Below are 13799 nucleotides of genomic sequence, written 5' to 3' on the forward strand. Positions count from 1 at the left end.
TTGAAATTACTCCTTTCAAATCCCAATCAATATACATCACGTTGGTAACGTCTTTGCTGCTGCATCTCAGCCAAATATTCTTCTGCTTGTTTAGGGGTTAAATTCCCTTCTTTTTCAATGATATCTAGTAAAGTGTTGTGGACATCATGCGCCATATGCTTCTCATCTCCACAAACATACACAACTGCCCCTTCTTGAAGCCAGTTGAATAATTCTTTACTATGCTCTTGCATTCGATGCTGAACATAAATTTTTTTAGCAGTATCGCGGGAAAACGCAACATCCATTTTGGTTAGCACACCGTCTTTTAACCACTTCTGCCATTCTGTTTGATATAAAAAGTCGGTAACAAAATGTTGGTCTCCAAAGAACATCCATGACTTACCTTCTGCCCCGATTTCTTCGCGCTCCTGCATGAAGGAACGGAATGGAGCCACTCCTGTTCCAGGTCCGACCATGATAATTGGTGTATCCGCTGTTTCTGGCAAACGGAAATTATCATTATGTTGAACAAATACTGGTACAGTGTCTCCAGGTTGCAAACGTTCTGCACAATGGATAGATGCTACCCCTTTGCGTTTGCGACCATGAGTGTCATAGCGAACAGCACCAATCGTCAAATGAACTTCATCAGGATTGGCTTCAAGGCTACTTGCAATTGAATAAAGACGTGCTGGCATTTTACGAAGGATTGAAACAAATTCCTGTGCGGAACTTCCCCATCTTCCAAAATCACGTACTAAATCAAGTAAATCCCGACCGTCCAAGTAGACTTTAAGTTTCTCTTCATTTCCAGGAATTAATAATTGGCGAAGTTCGTCATGATTATTAAGTTCAGCAACTTTTTGGATAAGAGGCTTGGTTAACACTGTAATCTCATAGTAAGACACAAGTGCTTCTTTTAAAGATCGAATATCACCTTGTTTATTGATTGTCACGGTTTGATCAGGACTAAACTGAAGTTCCTCAAGAAGCAACTCCACTAATTCAGGATCATTTTCTGGGTAAATGCCAAGACTGTCTCCCGGTTTATACGTTAGACCCGACCCTTCAAGAGATAATTCTAAATGGCGGGTTTCCTTATTAGACCCACGACCGTTTAAATTAATATTCTCAAGTACTTCCGCTTTAAAAGGATTCGTTCTGGAATAAATAGGTTCTACTGTTTCAGTCGTCACAGAACTCGAAGTTTCTTTTCCTTGATTGACATTGCCGCCTTGTGACTCATTAAGACTGGCTAAAACACCATCAAGCCATTCTGCAGCAGGTTCATCAAAATCAAGGTCACAATCAAAGCGTGGGTAAAGCCTAGTACCGCCTAGTTCTTCCAAACGCTGATCAAAATCTTTCCCTGTTTGACAGAAAAACTCATATGAACTATCTCCTAGGGACAACACAGAGTAATGTAAATTTTCTAGTTTTGGTGCGCGACGTCCATGAACAAATTCATGAAAGGATAAAGCATTATCTGGAGGATCTCCTTCTCCATGTGTGCTCACAATAATCAATAAGTTTGTCAGTTTTTTTAGATTATTCGGTTTAAAATCACTCATTGACGACACAGTTACATTGAAGCCATTGTCTTCAAGCTTTTTCCCTGATTTCTTCGCAAGTCCTTGCGCATTCCCAGTTTGTGAACCATATAAAATGGTTACTTCCTTCGAAATTGGTTGCCCTAAGTTTGCGACAGAAGCTTCACTCACCTGTTTGATCGCTGCTTCTAATGGAGCACTCGCAGGAATATTAGACTGCGAAGCAGCAAGGAAACCGCTCAACCATACTTTTTGTGATTCAGTCAACGTTGGCAGTAGACTGTTAAGAAGCTCTACCTGCTCTTGATTAAACGGACTGTTCAATACCTGAAGTTGCAACTATATCCACCTCACAAAAAAATCTAAACTTGTCATTCTTTGTCATTATAAATACTATTTTCATAATTTCCCACCGTTTTGGGTCAAAAAATGATTAAGTTTATAATAATTTTACTATTCCTATAAGTCAAGTCGGTTTTATGCAATAAAATCTTTTTTGTCTTTTCCTTCAAGTTTTACGTCGTGATCCAATGTCATACTCATTGATAATTTGTTATATATTTAATATACCCTATAAATTCGAGTTGACAAGTCGGAATACTATTATTTAATCTATAAGTACATTATTCATCATTTAGAATATTGCTAATGCGTTAATGACTGCATTGATCGATTTCTAACAAACATAGCTACATAGCAATATAAATTATTGGAGGAATGGAAATGTCTTATAGTTACGTATCACACCTTGAATGCCCAAAGTGCCAAGAAATTTATGCAGAAAGTGAAATCCAGCAACTTTGTAAATGCGGAGCGCCATTATTAGTACGCTATAAACTTGATGAAGTGAAAGGTACTTTTAATAAAGAGGACTTAACTTCACGTGAAAACAGCTTGTGGAGATACCATGAGGTCCTTCCAGTCAAAAACGAAGAGAACGTTGTAACGTTAGGTGAAGGAATGACTCCTTTCGTTCATTTGAAAAAACTTGGTGAAAATATGAACATCCCAAACTTGTATATTAAGGATGAAGGAATCATTCCTACAGGATCGTTTAAAACTCGCGGGGCTAGTGTTGGAGTTTCAAAGGCAAAAGAAATTGGAGTAAAGCAACTTGCTATGCCTACTAATGGTAATGCCGGTGCTGCATGGGCCCTTTATTCTGCCAGAGCAAGGATTAAAGCAACCATTGTTATGCCAGAAGATGCCCCTGCCATTACCCGCAAGGAGGTAGCTGTCTCTGGTGGTGACCTTTACTTAGTAAATGGATTAATCAGCGATGCAGGTAAGATCGTTGGGAAGCTTGTTAAAGAGAATGGTATTTACGATGCTTCCACTTTAAAAGAGCCATACCGTATCGAAGGTAAGAAGACAATGGGCTATGAAATATTAGAGCAGCTAAACTGGGAAATCCCTGATGTAATTCTTTACCCTACAGGGGGCGGCGTCGGACTTATCGGTATTTATAAAGCTCTTCTTGAAATGCAGGAGCTAGGCTGGATTTCATCTAAAAAGCTTCCAAGGCTTGTCGCAGTTCAAGCCGAAGGTTGTGCACCTATTGTCAAAGCTTGGGAAGAAGGGAAAACGGAGTCCGAGTTTTGGGACAACTCAGAAACTAGTGCATTTGGTATTAATGTACCTAAAGCACTGGGAGATTTCCTTGTACTTGAAGCCATCTATAAAACGAATGGATGTGCTGTAGCTGTTTCAGAAACAGAGCTTTCTCAAGCACAAGTAGAAGTTGCTAAAATGGAAGGGAATTTTATTTGTCCAGAAGGAGCTGCGACCTTTGCTGCAGCGAGAACATTACGAGAACAAAATTGGATTAAAGAAACAGATAAAGTTATTTGCTTAAATACAGGTCAAGGAATTAAATATCCTGAATCTGTGGATCTTTCCAACATCCCTTTACTACAGCCGAATGATGTAATTACAAGTTAAGGAGGTTATTTATGAAAAAGATTGGAATGCTGGGACAAATTTTTATTGGGTTTGTCTTAGCGATTATTTTTGGAGTCATCTTTGGTCCTAAGATGGAAGTTGTCCAACCGTTAGGTGACTTCTTTCTTCGACTTATCAAGTTTATTGTAGTGCCTTTAGTATTGGCTTCCTTAATTACTGGAATTACAAGCCTAGATAATGTTAAAAAGCTCATGACTGTAGGTGGGAAAACTCTTGCTTATTTTATGGTAACCACTTTTATGGCAGTTACTATTGGTTTACTTATCGGAACAATTATCGCACCAGGAAAAGGTCTTAACATTGCAGTGCCTACAGAAAATACGGAACAGCAAGAGATACCTAGTTTCCTAGAAACATTTTTAAACATAATTCCAACAAATCCGTTTGAATCGCTTAGTACTGGCAATATTCTTCAAATAATCTTTATTGCGATTGCGGTCGGAATTGCAATCACTGCTGTTGGGGAAAAAGCAAAACCGTTAGCCAACGTTTTTGATGCTTTAGCGGAGGTCATGTACAAAATTACCGGTGTCATTATGAAGCTTGCACCTATTGGAATTTTCGGGATCATGGCTCCAATTGTAGGAAATTATGGTTTGTCGATCATTTTACCTTTATTAAAAGTAATTCTTGCTGTAGCAATCGCGTGTGCCATTCAGCTATTTGTCACTTATTCAATAGCAGTAAAAACATTAGGAAAAATGAGTCCAATCAAATTTGTAAAAGGGATTGCCCCTGCGGGTTTAGTGGCTTTTACAACAGCCAGCAGTTCAGCTACTTTACCTGTTTCAATAAAAAACACGGAAGAAAACCTAGGTGTTTCTAAAGAGATCTCTTCATTTGTCTTACCACTAGGATCAACTATTAACATGGATGGAGCTGCCATCTATCAAGGAATTGCTGTTATCTTTATCGCTCAATTCTTCAACATCGAGTTATCGGTAATTCAGATATTCACAGTAATGTTAATGGCAGTCCTTGTATCTATTGGAGCAGCCGGAGTTCCTGGTGCAGGTTTAATCATGCTTACGTTGGTTCTTCAATCTGTTAACCTTCCACTTGAAGGAATCGCCCTAGTAGCAGCCATCGACCGCATTCTAGATATGTTCAGGACAAGTTTAAATGTCATTGGCGATGCCTCGGCAGCCGTTGTTGTCCAGCAGTCAGAAAATAAGAAAAAACAAGCCAAAGTTGCATAAATTAAAACGGATGCTTAATAGCAGCATCCGTTTTTTCTCTTTTCCTCCCCCTCTTACCAACAATTTAAACTCATACAGTTCTTTTATTCTATAAGACCTTAACAATCGTATATAAGGTGCCTACCCTGTTGCTTCTTTATAATTATGAACATCCTAAAATAATCTTAACAATATAACCATACTAATCATTCAGTTCACAGAAATTCGAGACTAAATGTTGGGCGAAATTAGATAAAATCATTCGAATAAGTGGATATGGTTAAAGCCTCAGATAGACATGCTAAAATGGGAAAACACGTCCATGGCTCTAAAAGATGAGGATTTATTTGTAACACCGATTTCGCTGTCAACTTTTTACGATATAGGGACAAGCAGGAAAATAGTGGATGTCTACCTTATATACTCAATAATTTTAATTTATACAACAATGTCCATTCCCCACAAAATGTTACTTGGGTTATTGAACTAGGAACCACAATGGAATACTGTACATAATATTATATTCGGATTATTAACGAAGTTAGCGACAGGATCGTCGGTGCATTGTTCCTTACGTAATGATGATTTTGACATTATCCTTAACAATCATTATCCTCAACTACTCGCATAATGACTGCACTTAGCAAAAATCAGTAAAAAAAGCAGAGAAACGACTAATTCTCTGCTTTTTTTCAAAATTATTCTTTTATTTCCAACACTAGACAGACATCCGATTATTTTCTTTCTTCTCAATAGAACTTGATATAGAATAGAATTTTGGATTTAAAGGTGGTAGCATTTCAATAAAACGTTCAAACGACAATTCACATGCTTCATATTTTTCTAATAAATCCAACACAGTTATTTTTGTTTCAAGAATACGTTTCTCATATACTCCTTCTTCAGCCATAGCCTCTAATTCAAATCTATGTGGTGGACATACCGTAATAGCCGCTAACTCTTTCACCTGCTCAGCAGTAGCAGGTTGTGTTAGATCCAGCCAGTTTTGAAGTAAATGATCCAGAGAGATTGGCCTATTAATCGGAAGATAGGTAGTTGATTCCGTATTTTTTAGAACCACAATATCATGTGCATTCAGTTTGAATCGTTTTAACACACGATCTACGATTTCGGCTTCATTACTAGGAAACACACCGAGCTTATCTCCTTCCTTAAAAGCCACTTCCTCAGGAATTGATAGCTTTGTAGCGTCAACAAAGCCTTCTGAAATCCGATCGTTATATTCTAATGACAACTCAGTACCTGTTACAAATTGCATGCCTAGACCATTGGACGCTTGTTTTTGTTCAGAGCTACCTTCAAATTTTAACCCAAAGGCCTTGAGCGCATTTGAAAGCAATTCTTTTTTCCACTGTTCAAGTTGTTTTTCAAACTCACCGCTTGCATCTGCCTCACCTCGTTGGGAAAATCTTGTTGCCCCTTTCTGCTCCAACTGTTCATCGATCATAGATGGAACGTTTTGATAAGTACTTGCCCAGTTTCGGTCCCCACATCCAAACACCGCATAATTTACACCCTTTAATTCACCATACTGCACAGTGTCTAGCCATTTTACAAACTTTCGGGCATTTTTAGGCGGTTTCCCGTTATAGGATGATGTAACAATAATCACTGCTCCTTCTTTAGGTAAACGACCAATATAATCATCGAGGGTGCCTACTTCCGTCTTTACCCCATAAGCATTTGCAAGGTCCCCTAAATCCCGGGCAACTCCTTCAGCCGTTCCCATATTGGATCCGTACAAAACAAGCAATGGTTTATTATCTACCCCCAGTAGTTTTCCCGCTCCTTTTTTATCCAGTTGTTTCGTTCTTTTAGCCTCCGTTGTTAGGGAGAAAGGATCCAATATTTTCTTATTTCTAAGCTTAACTCGTAGCTTAAAATTGTCTGGTTTAAGAGTTAATGTTTGTTTAATTTTCAATTCATAATTTTCATGATCGACTAACTCAAAATGCTGTAAAATCATACCGAGTACTAATGTAGCCTCATGAAGAGCAAATTGCATTCCAATACATGCTCGTTGCCCGTTCCCAAATGGTTTGTAAGCATCGTGTGGAATATTCTTCGGATTATCAAAACGCTCAGGCTTAAACTCCTCAGCATCTTCACCCCAAGCATTTTTGTCGCGATGAAGTTGTGGCAATAATACAACAACATTTTGACGCTTTTCAATTGGATATTTTCCACCTAACACCATATCTTCCTTGGCATATAAGGTAAATTGCGGTGCAGTTGGATAAAGACGTAAGGATTCGTTTAGTATCTGTCGAATATATTTAAGCTGTGTAACTTGTTTATAGGTCGGAATAGGACTTGTTAGCACTTGGTCAACTTCTGCGTAAGCCTTTTTCATAACCTCTGGATGTTTGAGCATTAAATACAGAGCAAATGATAGTAACCCACTTGTTGTCTCATGTCCTGCAATAAGGAACGTAATGATCTGGAATCGAATATTTTCATCATCTAATTGCTCGCCTGTCTGTGGATCATTAGCTGTTAACATCCGTGCAAGCAAATCGGTTTCACCTTGGTCGCCTTGTTCTCTTCGTTCTGCAATCAATTTATCAACCAGAGAGAACATCGCCTGAATATCTTGTTCAAACTGCTTTTTCTTAGAAATATACAACTTATTTTGAATCGGTAAACGTGTACTTTGATGCATGGCTTCATCTAAAGCGTTGACCATACTGATGATAAAAGGGTTATGTTCTTCTTGATAAAAGCTGTTGAAACGATAATTAAATCCACACAAACCGATTGTATCTAACGTTAGTCTTGTCATATTATCGGGTACATCAATGCTCTCATTTTGACCCAATCTAGCCCATTTCTGCACTAATTGTAAAGCAATGTCTACCATCATAGAATGGTAGCCTTTCATCGCTTGTTGACTGAATGATGGAATCAAAATATTATGTGCTTTTTGCCAATTGGGTTCTTGTGTTTTTCCAGTAAACAGCCCATCCCCAGCAAATGCGCGGACAAAATGAAGTCCTCCAGCAAGACTTTTATCAAACTTAGAATCATCACAAACTTCCTTAACCCATTCCTCTCCAGAAAGAACAATTTGTGAAAATCCACCATAAAACTCCATGCGAAAAATAGGTCCATACCTATCGGCTAACTTACAGAGTGATAATGTTGGTTCGTCCTTATCAAGTAAAGGAACATTTCCCAGTGGTCCATATGTTTTTGGTTGCGGAATCCGCATTTGCTTTTCCATAGATAAAATTTCCCCCAAACCTTCTAATTATATCTAAGCTTGATTTCTTAATACTTTTACTTCAATAGGAAAAACAAGAATAAACTTATTGACTTTCTTTTTTTCCAGCTACCCCATATAACACAAACTCAGCTATCTCTTCACTAATATTACCTAATGGCATTGTTTCAGGGCTAACCTGCTCTTGAACCTTTTCAAAGTTTAAAATTGCCCAAATCGCACTGGTAATTCCTATTTCATATAATAGGGACTGCACTGGAGTTAATTGATCGTTCGCAACTTTTTTCATAAGGTGTTTCATATGTTTGTCTTGGGTATAAACCTGTTCTAAAAATACTTTTGCCAATTCCGGATGATAAGGGTACTCCCTAAATAGAATGTTAAAACTATCTAGATTGCTGCGTACTAAATCCATACGTGCCTGGATGATATCATGTACATCAGGCTCAAGATCATTCTCTACTTTTTTAAAAACAGACGGAGTAATACAAGCTAAGAAGATTTCTTTTTTATTTTTAAAATGCTTATATAAAGCAGCTTCTGAGACACCAACTCTACGTGCGATTTCCGCGGTTGTTGCCCCATTGTACCCGCGTTCAGCAAATAATTTTCTTGACTTTTGGATGATTTTTTCTTTTGTATTTGTTTTTTGCCCCATCATTTCCCCACTTTCAGCTAAGGTTAGTGAATACTTACTCACTCAATTTATACATTATTGCAAAAATTAAAACAATACTTATTTTCACTAAAATTATCTACAATTTTCGACAATTGCTAACTGTCCTGATTTTAACTGGTTAACACTAAATAAATTCTATCCTATCTATCTTTATGAGGTACCGCTTCTTTCCCTGATGTTTCTTAAGTAAAAAGCCTCTGTGAAACCCTTTTGTTGACTTCCGCTCAAGCCACTTGGTTATCCGCGTGGTGTCCGAGAGTCTATCTAGCTCTGCCCACAGAGGCAAAACTTCTTTTCTCAGAGCCTCTTTTTCATGATATTCGGCCACGCATTTCTTACTCCTCGCCTTGTCGGGTCAGCCTTGGCCTCGCATTGTCGAAGAGTCTTCGTGTCCTCTGTTACAATCACCATACCAGAAAACCAGCATCGCTCTTTAACACTACATGAACAAAAAAACACTTGGACATGCAAGAAAAATTAATTTGTGCATAACTTTTATTTAGTTAACAGCAACTACAATGAATACTTTTCACTACCACTGTAGTAAAAATATGGATTACAAGCAGGAAATGAAGGAAACATGTCGAAATTCAACCTATACAAGAAAAATTTCACCAGGATTTCATAAAGGAGTTGCAAAACAGGATGGGTTTGACGTACGATGAAAAGTCCTCAATTACTGAGTTTATCATTAATAATAAAGCGCAATTTGAAAACAAACTTTTATCAGAGGCTGTAAACGTCGCCTCTAAAATTCAAGACATACTGCAAACAGGAAATATTGATCTTCTTGTAAATGCACAGAAGTTAGTAATATATGTTGTTGAACAAAAAGAAACTGAGCTCGTAAGTTTTGCCGAACAGGAAGGTGTCGTGTGGGCAAAACATTCTCTAACGCTCGCTTTTAAGCTAGAATGGGTCCAAGCGATTAGAAGGACTTTATGGCATTTCCTTTATAAATTTGAACAGTTACATGAAAAGAGAAGTACCATGGATCAATTTTATGAACAAGAAAAATTGATTAATGATCGGATTGACCAATTTTTGAACAACTTTTTCCTTAGTTATTCGCATTATAAAGACGAGTTGATTAAATCTCAAAGACAAATGGTGGAACATTTATCTGTTCCGATTATTCCTGTTAGTCGTACGGTTGCTGTTCTACCTTTAATAGGTTTAATTGATTCATATCGCATTAAGACGATTGAGGAAAAGGTTCTAACTGACATTGAACAATTAAAAGTTGAAACCCTCATAATTGATCTTTCTGGCGTTGTTACTATGGAAAAAGACATATTAGACCATTTCCGTAAAGTTTTAAGTGGTATTTCGTTGATGGGTTGTGAAGCTGTTTTAACTGGTTTACGCCCTGAATTGGTCAGAAATATGATTCATGATGGAATTACTTTCAGAGACAAGGCTAATACAAGAGGTACCCTTCAACAAACCTTAAAAAAATATCTAGAACATTAGACTTGAATAACTTGTATGCAGCTATAAGAACGGTATGATGTGTGTTAAATGAATACAGATTTAACCAATATTAAAGAAAAAACAGGGAGAACTTTTTGCACTTTAAAATTTAGGGGCAATTTGCAAAGCTAGAGAAATTAAAAACATTAGAAATAGCAAGGCGGAGGTTATCCCTTGCTATTTTGCTATTAATTGCTCACGAAGAAAACATTTCCGCTACCTTCTATGAGAATTTATAGGAGGAGAATTTCCTGCTATTGTATTTAGAGGAAGCTTAAGAAGAGGATATAAACGGAGATATTCCGATTAACCACTCTTAATAACACAAAAATTCAAATATTTGGATAGTCTAACCCGGAAAAACTCCTCAGATTTTTAGGGGAATTTAGGTATTTCCCAATTTAACCGGAGTTTTTCCGATTATTTTTCATACGCAATGAAATCACCAGTTTGTAGAACAATTTGCAAATAAAAGTGTAGTGTATTTTGCTGTGGATTACTAGCTGCCCCCATATTTATTTACAAATTCACCCAAAACAATGATCAAAATCCCTTTATCAACAAAAATAGACCTCCAAATCACCTTATAATTTGAAGGTCATTTTCATTTTATTTTTTATTGTTTGCGATAGTTTACGGATTCTCTGTTTTTCCTAATTTGTGTAGCTTTAATCATAAAACCACACTTTACTTATTCAAAATAAGTTTACCAATAGCCGTAACCGCCGTAACCTCTTCCGTAGCCACCTGCACCAACAATGATCAATAGGATAAACAGTACGACAAGTAAAGCAAAACCTGTACCATATCCGCCTTTACCACTCATTCTATACACCTCCAATTTTACTAGGTCACTATTAAAATATGCACCAAGCCTCAGATTCGTTTGGGCAATCAATAAGATTAAGGAGATGTATAAATCTTTCAAACAAAAATTTTCAAGGTCCGTGGACCCAAGGCAAAGTCTGAGTTACAAAAAGCTATAAAACGGTCCTCGTTAATGGGGCTTTAATACAACCTTTATACAATCTTCAGTTTTAGTATCAAACACTTCATAGCCATGCTTTGCTTGCTCAAGAGGCAATACATGTGTAATAATATCCCCCATATCCACTTTTCCTTGATTTGCCAACTCATATAGGTATGGCATATACGGAATGACAGGTGCCTGTCCTGTTTTTATATCTACATTTCGTTGAAAAATATCACCCAATGGGAACGCATTATATCTTCCACCGTACACACCTGTGACTTGGATCGTTCCACCTTTGCGTACAGCTTGACTTGCAATAACTAGCGCCCCCATCGAGCCACCTTGTAATTTTAAACCAGTCGCTAGGAACTCCATAGGAGTAAATTTCCCGTCCATCCCGACTGCGTCAATGACAACATCCGCTCCACCCTTAGTCAGTTCTTTAATATATTCACCCGTATTTTGATGTTGTTCAAAATTGATGGTTTCAACCTTATTTGTCCGCTTTGCATGTTTTAAACGATAATCAATATAGTCTACAGCAATGACACGTTTTGCTCCTTTTAACCAAGCAAATTTTTGTGCAAGTAAACCTACAGGGCCACAACCTAAAATGACCACTGTGTCACCATTTTTTACGCCAGCATGATCGACACTCCAGTAAGCTGTTCCAGCTGCGTCTGCAAGAAGCACTAGTTTTTCATCTTCTATCTCACAATTATCAGGTATCTTAAAAGGAGTAAAATTTCCAAAAGGAACTCGTAAATACTCCGCCTGTCCACCAGCAAGTCCCCCGGTTAACTCCGAGTAACCAAAGAAACCTCCCATCTCTCCGTGAGGGTTAGAATTATCACATTGACTGGTCAAATCATGATTACAATACCAACATTGCCCACAAGCCGGTTGGAACGGGATTATGACCCGGTCTCCCTTTTTAACTTTTGTCACTTCAGGACCCACTTCTTCGACAATCCCCAGCGGCTCATGGCCGATAACAAAATCCGTTGGTGAGTTTGGGATCATTCCATGGATCAAATGTAAGTCAGAACCACAAATAGCCGAAGTTGTTACTTTTACTATAATATCATCGGGATTCTCAATATCTGGTGTCTTCACTTCTCTTACCTCAATATTTTTTATCCCTTGATAGGTGACAGCTTTCATAAAAATATCCCTCCTTTTTTATTGATCTGGCGTAGCAAACATTCCTCTTCGGTCAGTATCTATTGGAAATAAATTCATTTCAGCTATTTGAACAGCTGTTTCAGCCGCTTTTAAATCCACTTCGTATTGAGTTTTAAAATCTTTAGGGTTTAGCCAGCCTTTTTTAATCATAAAGTCCGCTATTTCTGCATGTAGATCTAATGCTCTTTCCATTTGACTCGTTAATATTTTTCTTAATTCAGGACTAGCTGTTTCAGTTATCGCAAAACCATAGTTGCGGATGCCATTTTTAACTGATAATAAAAAATCCATCGCAAATGCAGAGTCTGCTAAGTTAGGCATTCCCTCAGCATTCCTTGGATCTAAATAGTCTTGCATTACCTCACCTCTAACTAGTGTAATAGTTCATTTTGGTTATAATAAGCAGTTATTTCCTTAATCGCTTGAATGGATTGTTGCACATCTTTTTCCATTAATTGCTTCAATTCATTATCAAAACATAGTCCTTGCATCAGTTTTGAACGAAGCAAGCAGACGGTTTTGAAATTTAGAATCTCATGAGTTTCTAATGTTTCATGTAGAGCTAAAGTTTCTTCTTGTTGCATCATTACACCTCCGCCTTTTATATCAACAATAATATTCTCCCCCAATCTACTCAAGGCATGTTATGGGATATTCTTACATCCACACTTCTGTATAAACCAGATTTTTAAAAGCAAGATATTAGACAAAAAGATCTTGGAGTGAATTTTCGTGACCAAATATTTAGGCCTGCATGAGACGATCGATGTCCATGAGATATTAACATTTAAGCACTTAAGCTTAACGAAGACTACAACCATGAGTAAACTCGTACAAGACCCTGCATTAAAAGGAATTCTTGAAGAAGATTCGACTGCATGTTCAAACCATATCCACCAATTGCAAAAATTTATCACTAATCGGGAGGAGACCCTATGAACCAATTGATTCAAAGTTTAATGGGTATGGGTGGCTTGACGGATCAAGTCATTGCGACAGATTTTTTAATTTCTACAAAATCTTCCATAAAAGACTATTCTGCTGCACTAACAGAAACTGCTACTCCAGAATTACGTGCTGCTCTTCGAGAACAATTACGTGCTGCAATTGACACACATGAGAAAATGACTAATTACATGATTGAAAAGGGTTATTACCACCCTCATTCGTTAAGTGAGCAACTCAATGTGGACCTTACTGCATCAGATACAGCTTTAAACTTAGAAAAAAAGATGAAATAGGTGATTTAGAAAGTATTTTTCAAACGATCAAAAGCTCCTTTCCGTAAAAAAGGAGCTTTTTTGAATTTAACAATAATTGCATTACCTGCCGCAATCGCTGTTCCCACTTTATGTGCAAATAAATTTAATTTCTTTAAAAATATTCTGCTGACATTCGCTCATGAACAGGTATTGTAACAGCTATCTTTGCCTCCTTTTTCGCTTCTTCAATTCAAAAATGCAGATCTTCTTTTGTTCTTAGCAGGCACGGTATCGATAAGACTATCATCCTGTGGGTCTCTTACCTCGAAAGATTGTTGCCGACCTACCCATTTTCCAGAAAATTTTTTTTC

Annotated in this window: 12 protein-coding genes; 5 read left to right on the forward strand and 7 right to left on the reverse strand. The window is 37.5% G+C overall.

Going from position 1 to position 13799, the window contains the following annotated elements; all coding sequences use genetic code 11:
• Window positions 1–26: 26 nt before the first annotated feature.
• On the reverse strand, window positions 27–1871 hold the full coding sequence (locus tag M3182_RS01325; RefSeq protein WP_251429305.1) for an assimilatory sulfite reductase (NADPH) flavoprotein subunit: 1845 nt from the start codon (window positions 1869–1871) through the stop codon (window positions 27–29).
• A gap of 384 nt (window positions 1872–2255) precedes the next feature.
• Here M3182_RS01325 and M3182_RS01330 point away from each other — a divergent pair, with 384 nt between their 5' ends.
• Together M3182_RS01330 and M3182_RS01335 are read left to right on the forward strand one after the other, a co-directional pair.
• The gene (locus M3182_RS01330; RefSeq protein ID WP_251555878.1) at window positions 2256–3473 is read left to right on the forward strand and encodes a threonine synthase; all 1218 of its coding nucleotides are present in this window, start codon (window positions 2256–2258) and stop codon (window positions 3471–3473) included.
• A gap of 11 nt (window positions 3474–3484) precedes the next feature.
• Entirely contained in the window at window positions 3485–4693 is a 1209-nt protein-coding gene (locus M3182_RS01335) for a dicarboxylate/amino acid:cation symporter (protein ID WP_251429299.1), read from the forward strand.
• 697 nt (window positions 4694–5390) lie between these two features.
• Here the strand turns inward: M3182_RS01335 and M3182_RS01340 are convergent.
• Together M3182_RS01340 and M3182_RS01345 are read right to left on the reverse strand one after the other, a co-directional pair.
• On the reverse strand, window positions 5391–7916 hold the full coding sequence (locus M3182_RS01340; RefSeq protein WP_285866604.1) for a cytochrome P450: 2526 nt from the start codon (window positions 7914–7916) through the stop codon (window positions 5391–5393).
• Window positions 7917–8001: 85 nt separating this feature from the next.
• Entirely contained in the window at window positions 8002–8616 is a 615-nt protein-coding gene (locus M3182_RS01345) for a TetR/AcrR family transcriptional regulator (RefSeq protein ID WP_251555879.1), read from the reverse strand.
• Window positions 8617–9240: 624 nt separating this feature from the next.
• Here M3182_RS01345 and M3182_RS01350 point away from each other — a divergent pair.
• The gene (locus tag M3182_RS01350; protein WP_251429293.1) at window positions 9241–10068 is read left to right on the forward strand and encodes an STAS domain-containing protein; all 828 of its coding nucleotides are present in this window, start codon (window positions 9241–9243) and stop codon (window positions 10066–10068) included.
• 706 nt (window positions 10069–10774) lie between these two features.
• Here M3182_RS01350 and M3182_RS01355 read toward each other — a convergent pair.
• From M3182_RS01355 to M3182_RS01370, 4 genes are all read right to left on the reverse strand, one after another.
• The gene (locus M3182_RS01355) at window positions 10775–10894 is read right to left on the reverse strand and encodes a YjcZ family sporulation protein (RefSeq protein WP_251429290.1); all 120 of its coding nucleotides are present in this window, start codon (window positions 10892–10894) and stop codon (window positions 10775–10777) included.
• Between the two features lie 171 nt (window positions 10895–11065).
• Window positions 11066–12205 carry a zinc-dependent alcohol dehydrogenase gene (locus tag M3182_RS01360; RefSeq protein ID WP_251429287.1) on the reverse strand — a complete coding sequence of 380 codons (1140 nt, stop codon included), beginning with the start codon at window positions 12203–12205 and terminating at the stop codon, window positions 11066–11068.
• Window positions 12206–12223: 18 nt separating this feature from the next.
• Window positions 12224–12583, reverse strand: coding sequence for a spore coat protein (locus tag M3182_RS01365; protein WP_251429284.1), 360 nt, complete (start codon window positions 12581–12583; stop codon window positions 12224–12226).
• A gap of 14 nt (window positions 12584–12597) precedes the next feature.
• Window positions 12598–12813, reverse strand: a complete 216-nt coding sequence (locus M3182_RS01370) for a spore coat protein (protein WP_251429281.1) — start codon at window positions 12811–12813, stop codon at window positions 12598–12600.
• A gap of 145 nt (window positions 12814–12958) precedes the next feature.
• On the opposite strand from M3182_RS01370, the gene M3182_RS01375 reads away from it, so the two are divergent.
• Complete coding sequence (locus M3182_RS01375; protein ID WP_251555880.1) at window positions 12959–13165, forward strand: hypothetical protein; 207 nt, start codon at window positions 12959–12961, stop codon at window positions 13163–13165.
• Complete coding sequence (locus M3182_RS01380; protein WP_251429275.1) at window positions 13162–13467, forward strand: spore coat protein; 306 nt, start codon at window positions 13162–13164, stop codon at window positions 13465–13467. The genes M3182_RS01375 and M3182_RS01380 overlap by 4 nt, the downstream gene beginning before the upstream one ends.
• The last annotated feature ends 332 nt before the right edge of the window (window positions 13468–13799 follow it).

The organism is Mesobacillus maritimus, from assembly GCF_023715205.1.
In the GTDB taxonomy this organism is placed as follows: Bacteria; Bacillota; Bacilli; order Bacillales; family Cytobacillaceae; genus Mesobacillus_B; species Mesobacillus_B maritimus_C.